The 15,139-nt window shown below is 66.8% G+C and carries 15 protein-coding genes; 2 read left to right on the top strand and 13 right to left on the bottom strand.

What is annotated here, in order from left to right:
* Positions 1-254 precede the first annotated feature (254 nt).
* The 4 genes from CL52_RS02035 to vimR all read right to left on the bottom strand — a co-directional run bounded on the left by CL52_RS02035 (position 255) and on the right by vimR (position 3,286).
* On the bottom strand, positions 255-872 hold the full coding sequence (locus tag CL52_RS02035; protein WP_043218120.1) for a TPM domain-containing protein: 618 nt from the start codon (positions 870-872) through the stop codon (positions 255-257).
* 9 nt (positions 873-881) lie between these two features.
* A complete protein-coding gene (locus tag CL52_RS02030; RefSeq protein ID WP_043218119.1) occupies positions 882-1,658 on the bottom strand; it encodes a TPM domain-containing protein in 777 nt (258 codons plus the stop codon).
* The gene (locus CL52_RS02025) at positions 1,655-2,263 is read right to left on the bottom strand and encodes a LemA family protein (protein ID WP_043222867.1); all 609 of its coding nucleotides are present in this window, start codon (positions 2,261-2,263) and stop codon (positions 1,655-1,657) included. Before CL52_RS02025 ends, CL52_RS02030 begins: the two co-directional genes overlap by 4 nt.
* A 99-nt stretch (positions 2,264-2,362) precedes the next feature.
* Entirely contained in the window at positions 2,363-3,286 is a 924-nt protein-coding gene (vimR, locus tag CL52_RS02020; protein ID WP_043218117.1) for a transcription regulator VimR, read from the bottom strand.
* Between the two features lie 102 nt (positions 3,287-3,388).
* On the opposite strand from vimR, the gene CL52_RS02015 reads away from it, so the two are divergent.
* Positions 3,389-4,402 carry a zinc-binding alcohol dehydrogenase family protein gene (locus tag CL52_RS02015; protein ID WP_023444567.1) on the top strand — a complete coding sequence of 338 codons (1,014 nt, stop codon included), beginning with the start codon at positions 3,389-3,391 and terminating at the stop codon, positions 4,400-4,402.
* Position 4,403: 1 nt separating this feature from the next.
* On the opposite strand, the gene CL52_RS02010 is transcribed toward CL52_RS02015, so the two are convergent.
* Together CL52_RS02010 and CL52_RS02005 are read right to left on the bottom strand one after the other, a co-directional pair.
* Positions 4,404-5,627, bottom strand: coding sequence for a CaiB/BaiF CoA transferase family protein (locus CL52_RS02010; protein ID WP_023444566.1), 1,224 nt, complete (start codon positions 5,625-5,627; stop codon positions 4,404-4,406).
* Positions 5,628-5,758: 131 nt separating this feature from the next.
* Complete coding sequence (locus tag CL52_RS02005; protein WP_043218113.1) at positions 5,759-6,940, bottom strand: acyl-CoA dehydrogenase; 1,182 nt, start codon at positions 6,938-6,940, stop codon at positions 5,759-5,761.
* Between the two features lie 173 nt (positions 6,941-7,113).
* Between CL52_RS02005 and CL52_RS02000 the strand changes: the two genes are divergently transcribed.
* On the top strand, positions 7,114-8,016 hold the full coding sequence (locus CL52_RS02000) for a LysR family transcriptional regulator (RefSeq protein WP_043218111.1): 903 nt from the start codon (positions 7,114-7,116) through the stop codon (positions 8,014-8,016).
* A gap of 141 nt (positions 8,017-8,157) precedes the next feature.
* Here CL52_RS02000 and CL52_RS01995 read toward each other — a convergent pair whose 3' ends face one another.
* From CL52_RS01995 to CL52_RS01965, 7 genes are all read right to left on the bottom strand, one after another.
* Positions 8,158-8,532: an SCP2 sterol-binding domain-containing protein gene (locus CL52_RS01995; protein WP_043218108.1), complete on the bottom strand. Its 375-nt coding sequence runs from the start codon at positions 8,530-8,532 to the stop codon at positions 8,158-8,160.
* 140 nt (positions 8,533-8,672) lie between these two features.
* On the bottom strand, positions 8,673-8,945 hold the full coding sequence (locus CL52_RS01990) for an HU family DNA-binding protein (protein WP_043218106.1): 273 nt from the start codon (positions 8,943-8,945) through the stop codon (positions 8,673-8,675).
* A gap of 149 nt (positions 8,946-9,094) precedes the next feature.
* Positions 9,095-10,279 (bottom strand): NAD(P)/FAD-dependent oxidoreductase, encoded by a 1,185-nt coding sequence (locus CL52_RS01985; RefSeq protein WP_043218105.1) that lies wholly within the window; start codon positions 10,277-10,279, stop codon positions 9,095-9,097.
* Between the two features lie 31 nt (positions 10,280-10,310).
* The gene (locus CL52_RS01980; RefSeq protein WP_043218103.1) at positions 10,311-10,478 is read right to left on the bottom strand and encodes a rubredoxin; all 168 of its coding nucleotides are present in this window, start codon (positions 10,476-10,478) and stop codon (positions 10,311-10,313) included.
* 116 nt (positions 10,479-10,594) lie between these two features.
* Positions 10,595-12,298 carry an L-lactate permease gene (locus CL52_RS01975; RefSeq protein ID WP_043218102.1) on the bottom strand — a complete coding sequence of 568 codons (1,704 nt, stop codon included), beginning with the start codon at positions 12,296-12,298 and terminating at the stop codon, positions 10,595-10,597.
* Positions 12,299-12,529: 231 nt separating this feature from the next.
* Entirely contained in the window at positions 12,530-14,713 is a 2,184-nt protein-coding gene (locus CL52_RS01970; RefSeq protein WP_043218101.1) for a malate synthase G, read from the bottom strand.
* Between the two features lie 20 nt (positions 14,714-14,733).
* Positions 14,734-15,138 carry a heme-binding protein gene (locus CL52_RS01965; protein ID WP_043218100.1) on the bottom strand — a complete coding sequence of 135 codons (405 nt, stop codon included), beginning with the start codon at positions 15,136-15,138 and terminating at the stop codon, positions 14,734-14,736.
* Position 15,139: the final 1 nt, after the last annotated feature.

Genomic DNA, 15,139 nt, shown 5'->3' with positions numbered 1-15,139 from the left:
GCATTTTCCACCTACGCTCCAGCAAGCCACGTAGGGTGGATGGCCGAAGCCAACCACCGAACGCCCTGGCCGCCAGCTTTGCCACCTGCCACTCGAGCCCGCGCGCCCTCGCCCATTACGTGGAAAAGCGCTGCGCGCGTTTTTCCACCTTACGCTCCAGCGAGCCGCGTGGGGTGGATGGCCGAAGCCAGCCACCGAAAGCCCCGGCCGCGGCCTTGCCCGTCGCAGGCAGGCACGGCGCCACCCGGCCGGTGCTAGTCCAGCACCACCAGCCGGTTGGGCAATTCGTTGCGCGGATGGGTCTTGGGCACTTGCTCGCGCAGCAGCTCGCCGCAGGATTCGATGCAGGTGAGGAAGCCTTCGAGGACCTGCCCGTCGCGCACGCGCCCGGTGAACTCGGCGACGACCGCCTGCCAGGCGCTGTTGTCGATACGGCGGGAAATACCGCGGTCGACGAGGATTTCCACGTAGCGCTCAGCTTCGGAGACGAAGATCAGCATGCCGGTCTCGCCCTCGGTGTGGTGCAGGTTGAGTTCGAGGAACTGCCGGCGCGCCAGGTTGCAGGCCCGCCAGCGGCGCACCGCCGGCGGGATCAGCCGGGTGGTCAGGCCCGGCAGGCGAAATAGCAGCGCCAGCCCCACGAAGGTTGCCCATTGCACCAGCACCAGCTGCCAGGCGCTCAACCAGCCGCTAAAGAATAGCAGCGCGCCGGGCAGCAAGAGGGCGATCAGGCTGGCCCAGAGCAGCGGGATATAGCGGTAGTCGTCGGCGCGGGCGGCAAGCACCGTCACCAGCTCGGCGTCGGTGTGTGCCTCGACCCGCTCGATCGCCGCGGCGACCTGTTGCAGCTCGCTTTCGCTCAGTAGCGTCATGTCCTCTCCTTACCAGCCGCCGGAAGCGCCGCCGCCACCGAAACCACCGCCGCCTCCACCGAAGCCGCCGCCGCCTCCACCGAAGCCGCCGCCGCCAAATCCGCCGCCGCCACCGAAGCCACCGCCGCGGCCCATGCTGCCGAGCAGTGCCCCGAGCAGAAAGGCGCGCCCGCCACCGCCGCGGCCTCCGCGACCGCCGCCAAGCAGGAAGATCACCACCAGCATGCCGAAGAACAACAGCAATCCGAGCCCGCCGGGCCGCTCCCCCTGCAGCGGCATCACCGGACGCAGCTCGGCCGGCAGGGGTTCGCCGCCGAGCACCTGGATGATCGCCGTCGCGCCATCGAGGATGCCGCGGGCAAAGTCGCCTTCGCGAAACGCCGGGACCATGATGCGATTGATGATCACCGAGGACTGCGCATCGGTGAGCTCACCTTCCAGGCCGTAGCCGACCTCGATGCGAATCTGGCGCTCGTCACGCGCGACGATCAGCAGCGCGCCGTTGTCCTTGCCCTTCTGCCCGATCCCCCAGGCGCGCCCGAGCTCGACACCAAAGGCCTCGATGCTGCGCCCGCCGAGGTTCGGCACGGTGACCACCACCAGCTGCTCGCCGCCGCTGCGCTGCTCATGACCGGCCAGCAGGCTCGTCAGGCGTGCCTCGGTCTGAGCATCGAGCAGCTCGGCGCGATCGACCACCCGCCCGGTCAGTGCCGGCAGCTCGTGCTCCTGGGCGGCCAGCGGGCCAGCCAGCAGGAACAGACCGAGCAGGCACAGCGCGCGGATCATTCGAACTTCACTTGCGGCGCCTGATCGGCATTGGTCGCCGTGGCCTCGAAGGTCTCGCGAATCGGCATGTCGCTGTACATCAGCGTGTGCCAGATGCGCCCGGGAAAGGTGCGGATCTCGGTGTTGTAGCGCTCCACCGCGGCGATGAAGTCACGCCGGGCCACCGCGATGCGGTTCTCGGTGCCTTCGAGTTGTGACTGCAGGGCGAGGAAGTTCTGGTTGGACTTGAGTTCCGGATAGCGCTCGGAGACCACCATCAACCGGCTCAGCGCACCGGACAGCTGATTCTGCGCCTGCTGGAAGCGCTGCAGTTGCTCGGGGTTGTCCAGCGTGTTGGCATCGACCTGGATCGACGTCGCTTTGGCGCGCGCCTCGATCACCGCAGTGAGGGTCTCCTGCTCCTGGCGGGCGAAGCCCTTGACCGTTTCCACCAGGTTGGGGACCAGATCGGCGCGCCGCTGGTACTGGTTTTCCACCTGGGCCCAGGCAGATTTCACCTGCTCGTCGTACTGCGGAATGTTGTTGATGCCGCAGCCGGCCAGCAGCGACGACATGAAAAGCACGACTGCCAGCTGCCAGGCGTGGGTGAAGCGCAGGGTTCGCATGATCCGTTCGTCCATCGATCCGAAGTGTTCCTCTAAGGATAGCCAGCCGGCGCAAGAGTTCAGGCCGAACAACCGGAGCGAAGCGTCGCAGCGTCCTGCTCAGCGAGCGGCCAGCCAGGGCGCGGGCGCCAACAGCTCGGCGCAGCGCTGCTGCAGATGCTCGCGCAGCAGCCGCACCGGCTGGCTCAACTGCGCACGATGGGCACAGAGCAGATTCAAGGGCGCGGGTTCGCCGCCCAGTTCCGGCAGCAGGACCTGCAGACGCCCGGCGGCGACGTCATCGGCGATGTCCAGCCACGACTTGTAGGCCAGCCCACCGCCGGCCAGGGCCCAGCGTCGCACCACGTCGGCATCGTCGCTGACCCGATCACCGCTGACCTGAACCGTGAGCGCCCGGCGGCCCTCCTGAAAGCACCAGCGGTCGTGCACGCGCCCGGCGAGCATGAAGCGCAGGCAGTTGTGCCCGGCCAACTCATCCAGCCGCTGCGGCGCGCCGTGGCGCTGCAGGTAGGCCGGCGAAGCGCAGAGCACCCGGCGATTGCCGGCCGCCACCGGCAGCGCCACCAGGCTCGAATCCTGCGGCTCGCCGTAACGCAGGACCAGGTCCACCGGCTGGCGGAACAGGTCGGTCAGGCCGTCGCCCAGCAGCAGGCGCAGCTGCAACTGCGGATGGCTCGCCTGGAATTCGTCGAGCCAGGGCAGCAGGACGTTGCGACCGAAATCCGATGGCGCCGACAGCTGCAGCACGCCACTGATCGCCTCACGCCCGCCAGCGAGCGCCTGGGCACCCTCGTGCAGGCTGGCCAGCGCTGCCCGGGCATGCAGCAGATACGCCTCGCCCTCGGCAGTCAGGCGCAGGCTGCGGGTGGAGCGCACGAACAGTCGCGCGCCCAGGCTCGCCTCCAGGCGCTTCAAGGCCGCACTGGCCACCGCCGGCGACACGTCGAGCCCGCGCGCGGCCGCGGAAAGGCTACCGCTGTCGGCGGTACGGACGAACAGCTGGAGGTCGTCGATTCGCAGCATTTTCAAAATCCTGTTGAAAGAGCCTCGCTTATCGCCCCGTTTTTCCGCCGAGTCAAATAAACGACCATGCCCGCACTCAACCGAACCCAATGGAGCATCAGCATGAAAGCGGTCGCCTATTTCGAATCCCTCGCCATCGACGATCCCCGTGCCCTGCAGGACGTGGAGCTACCAGAGCCGCTGCCCGGCCCGCGAGACCTGCTGGTGGAGGTGCGCGCCATCTCGGTCAACCCGGTAGACACCAAGGTACGCCGCAACACCCAGCCCGAGGCCGGTCAGCCGAAGGTGCTGGGCTGGGACGTCGCCGGCGTGGTGGTCGGGGTGGGCAGCGAAGTCAGCCTGTTCAAGGTCGGCGACGAGGTGTTCTACGCCGGCTCCATCGCCCGCGCGGGCGGCAACAGTGAACGCCATCTGGTGGACGAGCGCATCGTCGGACGCAAGCCGCAGAGCCTGAGCTTCGCCGAGGCCGCCGCGCTGCCGCTGACCGCCATCACCGCCTGGGAGCTGCTGTTCGAACGCCTGCAACTGGTGGAGGGCCATGGCGCCGGGCAGCAGCTGCTGATCGTCGGAGCCGCCGGCGGCGTCGGTTCGATCATGCTGCAGCTGGCCCGTCAGCTCACCGAGGTCAGCGTGATCGCCACCGCCTCACGTCCGGAAACCCAGGCCTGGGCGCGTGAACTCGGCGCGCACCATGTCATCGACCATAGTCAGCCGTTGTACGCCGAGCTGCAGCGCGCCGGTTTCGCCAGCGTCAGCCATGTCGCCAGCCTGACCCAGACCGATCAGCACTTCGATCAGCTGGTCGAGGCGCTGACGCCGCAGGGCCGCCTGGCACTGATCGACGATCCGGCCCAACCGCTGGACGTGATGAAGCTCAAGCGCAAGAGCCTGTCCCTGCACTGGGAACTGATGTTCACCCGCTCACTGTTCGAGACGCCGGACATGGTCGAGCAGCACCACCTGCTGCAGCGCGTCAGCCAGCTGGTCGATCAGGGCGTGCTGCGCACCACCCTCGGCGAGCACTTCGGCACCATCAACGCGGCCAACCTGCGCCGTGCCCATGCCCTGCTGGAAAGCGGCAAGGCCAAGGGCAAGATCGTGCTGGAAGGTTTCTGAGCTAGATGACGCCGGCCGCGCGCAGGCCAGCAATCTGCTCGTCATTCATGCCCAGCAGGCGCTGCAACAGCGCCTCGCTGTGTTCGCCGAGCAGTGGCGGCGGCATGCGGTAATCCACGGGTGAAGCGGACAGCCGCAGCGGGCTGGCCACCTGCGGCACGTGGCCGGCCAGCGGGTGCGGCATCTCGACGTTCAGCCCGCGGTGCTGCACCTGCGGGTCGCTGAACACCTGGGCCAGGTCGTTGATCGGCCCGCAAGGCACGCCGGCCTGCTCCAGCGCACTGACCCATTCGGCCGTAGTGCGGAACACCGTGACCTGACGAATCAGCGGAATCAGTTCGGCGCGATGGGCGACCCGCGCGCGATTGCTGGCGAAGCGCGGATCGTCCGCCCACTCCGGCCGCCCGGCGACCTCGCAGAACTTGCGGAACTGACCGTCATTGCCGACGGTGAGGATGATATCGCCATCGGCGGTGGGGAAATCCTGATAGGGCACGATGTTCGGATGGGCATTGCCCATGCGCCTAGGCGCCACGCCGGTGGTGAGGTAGTTGAGCGCCTGGTTGCCGAGGCAGGCGACCTGCACGTCGAGTAGCGCCGTGTCGATATGCTGGCCCTCGCCGCTGCGTTCGCGATGTGCCAGCGCAGCGAGCACGCCAACGGTGGCGTACAGGCCGGTGAGGATATCGGTCAGCGCCACGCCGACCTTCACCGGCCCGGCGCCCTCCTCCGCATCGCTGCGGCCGGTCAGGCTCATCAGCCCGCCTAGGCCCTGGATCATGAAGTCGTAGCCAGCACGTGTGGCGTAAGGCCCGTCCTGGCCAAAACCGGTGATCGAGCAATAGACCAGCCGCGGATTGATCGCCTTCAGGCTTTCATAATCCAGCCCGTAGGCGGCGAGCCCGCCGACCTTGAAGTTTTCCAGCAGCACATCGCACTGCGTCACCAGCTCGCGGATGATGCGCTGACCCTCGGGCCGGGTGAAGTCGACGGTCAGCGACTGCTTGTTGCGGTTGGCGGTCAGGTAATAAGCCGCCTCCGAGGTGTTCTCGCCGTGCTGATCCTGGAGATAGGGCGGGCCCCAGTGACGGGTGTCGTCGCCAGTGCCGGGGCGCTCGACCTTGATCACCTCGGCGCCGAGATCACCGAGAATCTGCCCGCACCAGGGTCCGGCGAGCACGCGGGACAGGTCGAGCACGCGGATATGGGACAGGGCGCCGGGCATGGAAAACCTCACAGGCTATTGGAAGGTGAAAGCACCCTCGCCCGGTAGGAGAGGGCCTGGGTGAGGGAACCATTAGCAGTGCCAAGCACCCTCACCCCCAGCCCCTCTCCCAGAGGGAGAGGGGAGCAGTTTCAGAAGAACGCCTGAATGCCGGTCTGCGCGCGACCGAGGATCAGCGCGTGCACATCGTGGGTGCCCTCGTAGGTGTTCACCACCTCCAGGTTGACCAGGTGCCGGGCCACGCCGAACTCGTCGCTGATGCCGTTGCCGCCCATCATGTCGCGCGCCATGCGCGCCACGTCCAGCGCCTTGCCGCAGCTGTTGCGCTTCATGATCGAGGTGATTTCCACCGCGGCGCTGCCCTCGTCCTTCATCCGGCCGAGGCGCAGGCAACCTTGCAACGCCAGGGTGATCTCGGTCTGCATGTCAGCCAGCTTCTTCTGGATCAGCTGGTTGGCGGCCAGCGGCCGGCCGAACTGCTGGCGGTCGAGCACGTACTGACGTGCGGTGTGCCAGCAGAACTCGGCGGCACCCAGCGCGCCCCAGCTGATGCCGTAGCGGGCACTGTTCAGGCAGGTGAACGGGCCCTTCAGCCCACGCACGTCGGGGAAGGCGTTCTCTTCCGGGCAGAACACGTTGTCCATGACGATCTCGCCGGTGATCGACGCGCGCAGGCCGACCTTGCCGTGGATCGTCGGGGCGGACAACCCTTCCCAGCCCTTCTCCAGCACGAAGCCGCGGATTTCGCCGGCGTCATCCTTGGCCCAGACCACGAACACATCGGCGATCGGGCTGTTGGTGATCCACATCTTGCTGCCGGACAGGCAATAGCCGCCGTCGACCTTCTTCGCCCGGGTGACCATGCTGCCCGGGTCTGAGCCATGGTTCGGCTCGGTCAGGCCGAAGCAGCCGATGTATTCGCCACTGGCCAGCTTGGGCAGATACTTCTGTCTGGTCGCCTCGTTGCCGAACTCGTAGATCGGCACCATCACCAGCGACGACTGCACGCTCATCATCGAGCGGTAGCCCGAATCGATGCGCTCGACCTCACGGGCGATCAGCCCGTAGCACACGTAATTCAGGCCACTGCCACCGTAAGCCTCAGGAATGGTCGCGCCGAGCAGCCCTGTTTCGCCCATCTCGCGAAAGATCGCCGGATCGGTCTGCTCATGGCGGAAGGCTTCCAGCACCCGCGGTGCCAGCTTGTCAGCGGCAAATTGCGCGGCGCTGTCGCGCACCATGCGCTCTTCTTCGGTCAGCTGCTGATCGAGCAGCAGCGGGTCGATCCAGTTGAAGCTTGCTTTGCCGGCCATTCGGGGCTCCTCTTGTTGTCTTCGGCGCCGCGGTCACGCGGGCGGGATGAGCTGATCCTAGGCGCCGCGACGGCGCGTCGCAAACGAGGATTTCGCACCAAACTGTGCGTTTTTCTCACTCCGAGATAAGCTCTGCGTCCATTAGCAGGCTTATTCCATGAGGTCTTTGCATAATGCGTCGCAAGATTCCCAGCACCGCCGCGCTGATCGCCTTCGAGGCCGCCGCCCGCCACGAGAGCTTCACCCGCGCGGCCGACGAGCTGGCGCTGACCCAGAGTGCCATCTGCCGGCAGATCGGCGGGCTGGAGGAGTTCCTCGGCCTGGCGCTGTTCCGTCGTTCGCGGCGCGGCGTGAAGCTCACCGCCGCCGGGCAGTCCTACGCCCGCCGCATCGCCGCGCAGCTGGACGCGGTGGAGCGCGACACGCTGTCGGTGATGGGCCAGCAGGGCGCGATGAGCATCGAGCTGGCCGTGGTGCCGACCTTCGGCACCCAGTGGCTGGTGCCGCGCCTCAGGCATTTCCAGGCGCTGCATCCGGAGATCACGGTGAACCTGACCAACCGCACCCGGCCCTTTCTCTTTGCCGATACCGAGTTCGATGCTGCCATCTACTTCGGCGATGCCGACTGGTCCGGTACCGAGGCGCACTACCTGATGCCCGAGGACCTGCAGCCGGTCTGCAGCCCCGCCCTGCTGCGCGACGGTCAGCCGTTCACGACCCAGGCCCTGGCCGAACTGCCGCTGCTGCAGCAGACCACCCGCCCCTACGCCTGGCGCCAGTGGTTCGATTCGCTGGGGCTGAAAGTCGCCCGCGACATGACCGGCCCGCGGCTGGAGCTGTTCTCCATGCTGGCGCAGGCGGCCGAGCATGGCATGGGGGTGGCGCTGATCCCGCCGTTTTTGATCCAGCGCGAACTGGCCGAGGGGCGGCTGCTGCTGGCGCATCCGCACGCCTACCGCAGCGAGACGCGGGCGTACTACCTGATGATTCCCGAGCGCAAGGTGGAGTCGGCGGGGCTGGTGGCGTTTCGGGAGTGGTTGAAGGAGGAAACGAGGGTTTGGCGGGAGGCGCCGTAGGGCCATGAGGGGATGGCCAGCCGTAGGGTGGAAAACCGCGCAGCGTTTTCCACCACAGGTAACGTGCAGCCCTGCGTCTGACGAGCCAGGAGCCCAGGACACCCCGAAATGAGGGCACCGGATCGCGGGCTCAGGGCGAAACTACTTCTTCTTTTTCGGCTTCAGATATTTGGTCAGCCCCTGAAACCACATCACCAGCGCCGGATTGCCCTGGATCTGGATGTCCTTGTTCTGAATTCCCTGCATGAACGCCAGCTGCTTGTTCTTCGCCGTCATGGTGGCGAAGCCATAGGCGGCATCCTTGAAGCCGAGGGAGAACGCCGGCTCAGTCGCCGGGCCGCGCTTGCTGGTGACGCGCTGGTCCTTGACCACGAAATGCCGGGCGACCTTGCCGTCCAGGGTGTGCAGCTGAAAGCTCAGGCTCTTGTCACCCAGCTGCTGCTGGAACTCGGGGTTGGTGCGGCTGGCCTTGGCCATCAGGCGGCCAAGCATCCAGAGCAGGAAGCGAAATTTCATCAGGCGTGCATCCGACGGGAGGATTCGATTTGCGCCTCATTGTAGCGGCTCGTCGGCAGCGAAAAAGCGTGGGTAACGAGGAGTCCGAGCGGGACCGGGCAGTCAGATCGCCCGGAGCCCGGAGGCTCCGGGGCAGCCCATCAGTTGATGGCGTCGCGCAGCATCTTTCCCGGCTTGAAGGCCACAGTGTTGCTGGCCTTGATGGTGACCGGCTCGCCGGTCTGCGGGTTCTTGCCGGCGCGGGCTCCGCGGTGGCGTTGGACGAAGGTGCCGAAACCGACCAGGGTGACGCTGTCCTTGCGGTTCAGCGCATTGGTGATTTCGTCCAGAACGGCGTTGAGGACACGGTTGGCCTGATCCTTGGACAGGTCAGCCTTCTCGGCGATGGCGGCGGCAAGTTCCGGTTTACGCATTGGTAGCCTCTGAGACTTTGTTGTTGTTGTGTCTTGGCCGCTCCCGAGGAACGACCCTGAAAGGCGCTGCGACAGCTCTAGCTGGGCAGACTCAGGGAGAATGGCACGCTGCTAGCACTGGCGCCAGTCTTCTACAACTCAAGGCTTAGTCAGCTCGAAGGCTTTAGCGTCAGAGTTTGCGGCAGTTCCGCCAGCACCGGCGGCAGCTGCCGATTGAGCGCGAGCTTGTCCTGCACCGCCGCGCCGGTCAGTGCATAGCCGAGCAGCTTGCCGTCTGCGCCCAGGTACAGCGCCTTGATGTCTGCGCCCTGCCCTTCGACAACCCAGCGCCCTGCAGCGTCGGCCGCCGGTGGCGAGACCACCAGCGGGCAGGCCGGCGTCTTCACCGTGACCGGCATGGGCCCGTAGCTGACCTCCGTCGGCGTGCCCAGCAGCGTGCGGGCCAGGGCGCGCACGCCACTCATCAGCGGCATCACATAGAGCAGGTTGAGCCCGTCGACCTCGGCGCAGTCGCCCAGCGCATAGACGTGCGGCGCGGAGGTGCGCAGCTGGCGGTCGACGGCAATACCGCGCGCGACGGCCAACCCCGCCTGGGCCGCCAGTTCGGTGCGCGGGCGCAGGCCGACGGCGCTGACCACCAGATCGCAATCCAGCCGGCGGCCGTCGGCCAGTTGCGCGCTCAGCGCGTCGCCGTGGCGATCCAGCCGCTCGACCACGGTGCCCAGGTGAAAGCGCGCACCCAGCGCCTCCAGGCCCTGGCGCACCGCCGCGGCCGGCTGCGGCGGCAACAGGCCGGGCATCAGTTGCTCGGCCGGCGCCACCACATCCACCTCGTAGCCGCCCAGGCGCAGATCGTTGGCGAACTCACAGCCGATCAGCCCGGCGCCCATGATCAGCACCCGCTTGCGCCCCTGGGCGGCGGCACGGAAATGGCCGTAGTCGAGCAGGTCGTTGATCGGATGCACGGCATCGGCGGCATCGCCAGCCAGCGGTACCCGCAGCGTCTGCGCGCCCCAGGCAATCACCAGGTCGCGGTAGACGACCGGCTCGTTGCCCAGCCAGATGCGCTGCGCCGCCGGCTCCAGCCGGGTGACCTCGGTATGGGTGCGAATCTCGGCCTTCAGCTGCGCGGCCATCGCACCGGCGCTGGCCATGCCCAGGCTCTCGGCATCCTTGTTCATGGCAAAGCCGGTGGAGAGCATCGGCTTGGAATACGAGCGCCCATCGTCGCGGGTGATCAGCAGCAACGGTATGTCGCCGTCCAGCTTGCGCAGTTCGCGTGCGAGGTTGTAGCCGGCCAGGCCGGTGCCGATGATGACGATGGGTGCAGTCACGAAGTGTCCTCGCTCGGTTGGTAATCGGAAATCAGGAGATGGCGATCATTTCGAAGTCCATCTTGCCGACGCCACAGTCCGGGCATACCCAGTCCTCGGGCACGTCTTCCCAGCGGGTGCCAGGGGCGATGCCGTCGTCCGGCCAGCCTTCGGCCTCGTCGTAGATGAATCCGCAGACCACGCACTGCCACTTTTTCATGTTTCACCTCGCTCGTTGCGTTGCGTTGCGCCGCAGCCTATACCACAAGCGGCCGGCGGCAGAAGTCGACAAACGAAACGGGCGGCCGAAGCCGCCCGTTCCACCCGTTGCTGCGCTTAGCCAGCAGCGACCGTCAGCGGGTCGCCGATGCCCATCACGTAGAACCCGATCAGGCCGATGCTGCCAGCCAGGATGAGGTAGTACAGCGTCGGCAGCATGGTCTTGCGCAGGGTGACCCCCTCGCGACCGAGCAGGCCGACGGTGGCCGAGGCCGCTACCACGTTGTGGATGGCGATCATGTTGCCCGCCGCGGCGCCCACCGACTGCAGCGCCACCATCAGCGCACCGGAGAGGCCGAGCAGCCCCGCGGTGTTGAACTGGAACTGCGACAGCATCAGGTTCGACACGGTGTTGGAACCGGCGATGAAGGCCCCCAGTGCACCGACCGCCGGGGCGAAGAACGGATAGACCGAGCCCACGCTGTTGGCCACCAGCTGCGCCATGGCCACCGGCATGGACACCAGGTCCGAGCCGTTGACGCCCGAGTTGATGAGGATCCGCACCATGGGGATGGTGAAGATCAGCACGAAGCCCGCGCCGAGCAGCGTCTTGCTCGACTCCGACACCGCTGCCACCAGCTCGCCGGCACGCATGCGGTGCAGGAAGAACGTGACGATCACCACCATGCAGAGAATCCCGCCCGGCAGGTACAGCGGCTCGAGGGTACCGGACACGCCGGTCTCACCGAGGATGTCCTTCCAGCCGAAGCTCAGCGACATCAGCGCTGCCTTGACTTCCGGGAACACGCGCGAGATCACCAGGAACACCGCCAGCAGCAGGTAGGGCGCCCAGGCCATCGGCACGGAGATCGGCGTCTTGCCGGCGACATCGTCGAGCTTCATCTCGATCTTGCCCATCCACTCGGCCGGCCATTCGCTCGCCGGAGCGAAGTCCCAGCTTTCCTTCGGCAGCAGGAAGCCGGCCTTGGCCGCCGGCACCACGATGGCCAGGCCGACCAGCGCGCCGATCATCGAGGGGAATTCCGGGCCGAGGAACACGCCGGCAGCGGCATAGGGGATGACGAAGCACAGACCGGTGAACACCGCGAACGGCGCCATCGCCAGGCCTTCGGCCCAGGATTTGTTGCGGCCGAAGAAGCGGGTCATGATGCTGAGCATGATCAGCGGCATGAGAATGCCGCACAGCGCATGGATGATCGCCACCCGCGAGAAGATCAGGTGGAAGAACACATCCCAGTTGCTGCCCAGGGCGATCAGCTGTTCACCGATCCCGGTCTTGTCCAGACCACCGCCCACACCGACCAGGATCGGCGTCCCCACGGCACCGAAGGATACCGGCGTCGACTGCACCATCATCCCCAGCACCACCGCTGCCAGCGCCGGGAAACCCAGCGCTACCAGCAGCGGCGCGGCGACCGCGGCCGGCGTACCGAAGCCCGAGGCGCCCTCGATGAAGCAGCCGAACAGCCAGGCCACGATCAGCGCCTGGACGCGACGATCCGGGCTGATGTTGGAAAAGCCCCGGCGAATCGCGGCGATGCCCCCGGAGTGCTTGAGCGTGTTGAGCAGCAGGATCGCACCGAAGATGATCCAGAGGATCGCCGCGGTGAGAATGAGCCCCTGCAGCGTCGAGGCCAGGACGCGGTTGAACGTCATGTCCCAGGCGAGCAGCCCGATCAGCGCGGTGAGGACGAAAACCAGCGGCATCGCGTACTTGGCCGGCCAACGAAAGCCGATCAGCAGGACACCCGCCAGCACCAACGGCACGAAGGCCAGTATGGACAGTAGTGTTTGACTCATTGTTGGTTCCTGTTTTTGTTGTGAACCGCTTTTTTGTCCGGGCAAGCCCGGTGCCTTGCATGGATACCCGCCCCACCGTGACCCTGCGGCCGACGTCGTGGCGGTCCCCCGGGTGCCTGCCGTACTGCCTGACAGGTCCCCATGCTCGAAAGCCCCGAGCGCCAAGAGGCGTCCGGGGCTCGTGTTTCAGGCGGGCGGGAGCGCACTCCCGCCTTGCCGCTCACCCAGGCCTCAGGCCGGGTTGGCCGCCTTGAAGCGCTGCCGCCACTGGTGCAGCAACGGTTCGGTGTAGCCGGCGGGCTGTTCACGGCCCTTGAACACCAGATCGCTGGCGGCCTGGAAGGCGATGGACTTGGCATAGTCCGGCGCCATCGGGCGGTACAGCGGGTCACCGGCGTTCTGCTCGTCGACCACCTTGGCCATGCGCTCGAGGGTTTCCTGCACCTGCTCGCGGCTGACCACGCCGTGGTGCAGCCAGTTGGCGATGTGCTGGCTGGAGATGCGCAGGGTGGCGCGGTCTTCCATCAGGCCGACGTTGTGGATGTCCGGCACCTTGGAGCAACCGACGCCCTGCTCGACCCAACGCACCACGTAACCGAGGATGCCCTGGCAGTTGTTGTCCAGCTCCTGCTGCTTTTCCTCGGCGCTCCACTTGTCCTCGGCGACCACCGGGATGGTCAGCAGATCATTGAGCAGCTGCTCGCGCTCGGCGGCCAGGTCGACCTTTTCCAGCTCGCTCTGCACCGCCTGCACATCGACCTGGTGGTAGTGCAGCGCATGCAGGGTGGCACCGGTCGGCGACGGCACCCAGGCGGTGTTGGCGCCGGACTTCGGATGGCCGATCTTCTGCTCGAGCATGGCCGCCATCAGGTCCGGCATGGCCCACATGCCCTTGCCGATCTGCGCCTTGCCGCGCAGGCCGCAGGCCAGGCCGACCAGCACGTTGTTGCGCTCGTAGGACTTGATCCACGGCGTGTTCTTCATGTCGCCCTTGCGCAGCACCGGGCCGGCTTCCATGCAGGTGTGCATCTCGTCACCGGTGCGGTCAAGGAAGCCGGTATTGATGAAGGCCACACGGCTCTTGGCCGCGGCGATGCAGGCCTTGAGGTTGGCGCTGGTGCGGCGCTCCTCGTCCATGATGCCCATCTTCAGGGTGAAGCGCGGTACGCCGATCAGGTCCTCGACGCGGCCGAACAGCTCGTCGGCGAAGGCGACTTCCTTCGGGCCATGCATCTTCGGCTTGACGATGTAGAAGCTGCCGGTGCGCGAGTTGCCCTTGCGCTTCAAGTCATGCTTGGCGATCAGGCTGGTGAACACGCCGTCCATGATGCCTTCGGGGATTTCGCGGCCGTCTTCCAGGAGGATCGCCGGGTTGGTCATCAGATGGCCGACGTTACGGATGAACAGCAGCGAGCGGCCGTGCAGCTTCAGCTCGCCGCCGTCCGGCGCGCTGTATTCTCGGTCCGGGTTGAGGCGGCGGACGAAGCTGGAGTTGCCCTTGGCCACTTCCTCGCTGAGGGTGCCCTGCACGATGCCCAGCCAGTTGCGGTAGGCCAATACCTTGTCGTCGGCATCCACCGCGGCGACCGAGTCTTCGCAGTCGAGGATGGTCGACACGGCGGACTCAATCAGCAGGTCCTTCACGCCGGCGGCGTCGGTCTGGCCGATCGGGCTGTTCGGGTCGATCTGGATCTCGATGTGCAGGCCGTTGTTCTTCAGCAGCACGGCCTTCGGCTCGACGGCCTCGCCCTGGAAGCCGACGAATTTCTCCGGCTGCTCGAGGCCGGTGACGCTGCCGTTCTCCAGGGTGACCTTGAGCTGGCCATCCTGCACGCGGTAGGCGGTGGCGTCGGCATGGCTGCCTTCGGCCAGCGGCGCGGCCTGGTCGAGGAAGTTGCGGGCAAAGGCGATGACCTTGGCGCCACGGACTTCGTTGTAGCCCGGGCCCTTCTGCGCGCCGCCCTCTTCGGAGATGGCGTCGGTGCCGTACAGGGCGTCGTACAGCGAGCCCCAGCGGGCGTTGGCCGCGTTCAGCGCATAGCGCGCGTTCATGATCGGCACCACCAGCTGCGGACCGGCCTGGGTGGCGATCTCGCTGTCGACGTTGGCGGTGTCGATCTTGACCTCGCCCGGCACCGGCAGCAGGTAGCCGATGGATTCGAGGAAGGCGCGGTAGGCCGCCATATCCTTGATCGGGCCCGGATTGGCCTTGTGCCAGGCGTCCAGCTCGAGCTGCAGGCGGTCGCGCTCGGCGAGCAGCTCACGGTTCTTCGGCGCCAGGTCATGGACCAGGGCGTCCAGGCCCTGCCAGAAGGCGGCGGCTTCGATACCGGTGCCCGGCAGGACTTCGTCTTCGATGAAACGCTTGAGGTTGGCCGCGACTTGCAGGCGGCCCAGGGTTACACGCTCGGTCATCTGTCGTTCTCCTTGTCTGTTCAGTTGGCCAGGGCGGCGACGCCGGCCTTGGCGATCTGGGCGTCCTGCGCGGCGGTCACGCCGGACACGCCGACCGAGCCGATGACCTGGCCGTCGACCACCACCGGCACGCCGCCTTCCAGCGAGCAGACCACCGGCGCGGAGAGGAAGGCGCTGCGGCCACCGTTGACCATGTCTTCATAACCCTTGGTTTCGCGGCGACCGAGCGCGGCGCTGCGGGCCTTCTCGCTGGCGATGTAGGAGGCGATCGGCGCACAGCCGTCCAGACGCTCCAGCGCCAGCGGGTGGCCGCCGTCGTCGGCGACGACGATGGTCACGGCCCAGCCGTTGGCCTGCGCTTCGGCGCGGGCGGCGGCGAGGATGGTGGCGACTTCGGTCTGGCTCAGTACGGCTTTGCTTTTCATC

Origin of the sequence: Stutzerimonas balearica DSM 6083, assembly GCF_000818015.1 — a bacterium.
Taxonomy (GTDB): Bacteria; Pseudomonadota; Gammaproteobacteria; order Pseudomonadales; family Pseudomonadaceae; genus Stutzerimonas; species Stutzerimonas balearica.
This window is presented reverse-complemented; position numbering and strand designations above follow the sequence as displayed.

Excerpts from the sequence above, each read along its gene's own strand:
- CL52_RS01980 (WP_043218103.1), bottom strand. The coding sequence starts at position 10,478 with ATGAAAAAGTGGCAGTGCGTGGTCTGCGGATTCATCTACGACGAGGCC.
- CL52_RS02010 (WP_023444566.1), bottom strand. The coding sequence starts at position 5,627 with ATGCCCGGCGCCCTGTCCCATATCCGCGTGCTCGACCTGTCCCGCGTG.
- CL52_RS01970 (WP_043218101.1), bottom strand. The coding sequence starts at position 14,713 with ATGACCGAGCGTGTAACCCTGGGCCGCCTGCAAGTCGCGGCCAACCTC.
- CL52_RS01965 (WP_043218100.1), bottom strand. The coding sequence starts at position 15,138 with ATGAAAAGCAAAGCCGTACTGAGCCAGACCGAAGTCGCCACCATCCTC.
- CL52_RS02035 (WP_043218120.1), bottom strand. The coding sequence starts at position 872 with ATGACGCTACTGAGCGAAAGCGAGCTGCAACAGGTCGCCGCGGCGATC.
- CL52_RS01995 (WP_043218108.1), bottom strand. The coding sequence starts at position 8,532 with ATGAAATTTCGCTTCCTGCTCTGGATGCTTGGCCGCCTGATGGCCAAG.
- CL52_RS02000 (WP_043218111.1), top strand. The coding sequence starts at position 7,114 with ATGCGTCGCAAGATTCCCAGCACCGCCGCGCTGATCGCCTTCGAGGCC.
- vimR (WP_043218117.1), bottom strand. The coding sequence starts at position 3,286 with ATGCTGCGAATCGACGACCTCCAGCTGTTCGTCCGTACCGCCGACAGC.
- CL52_RS02015 (WP_023444567.1), top strand. The coding sequence starts at position 3,389 with ATGAAAGCGGTCGCCTATTTCGAATCCCTCGCCATCGACGATCCCCGT.
- CL52_RS01975 (WP_043218102.1), bottom strand. The coding sequence starts at position 12,298 with ATGAGTCAAACACTACTGTCCATACTGGCCTTCGTGCCGTTGGTGCTG.
- CL52_RS01990 (WP_043218106.1), bottom strand. The coding sequence starts at position 8,945 with ATGCGTAAACCGGAACTTGCCGCCGCCATCGCCGAGAAGGCTGACCTG.
- CL52_RS02030 (WP_043218119.1), bottom strand. The coding sequence starts at position 1,658 with ATGATCCGCGCGCTGTGCCTGCTCGGTCTGTTCCTGCTGGCTGGCCCG.
- CL52_RS02005 (WP_043218113.1), bottom strand. The coding sequence starts at position 6,940 with ATGGCCGGCAAAGCAAGCTTCAACTGGATCGACCCGCTGCTGCTCGAT.
- CL52_RS02025 (WP_043222867.1), bottom strand. The coding sequence starts at position 2,263 with ATGCGAACCCTGCGCTTCACCCACGCCTGGCAGCTGGCAGTCGTGCTT.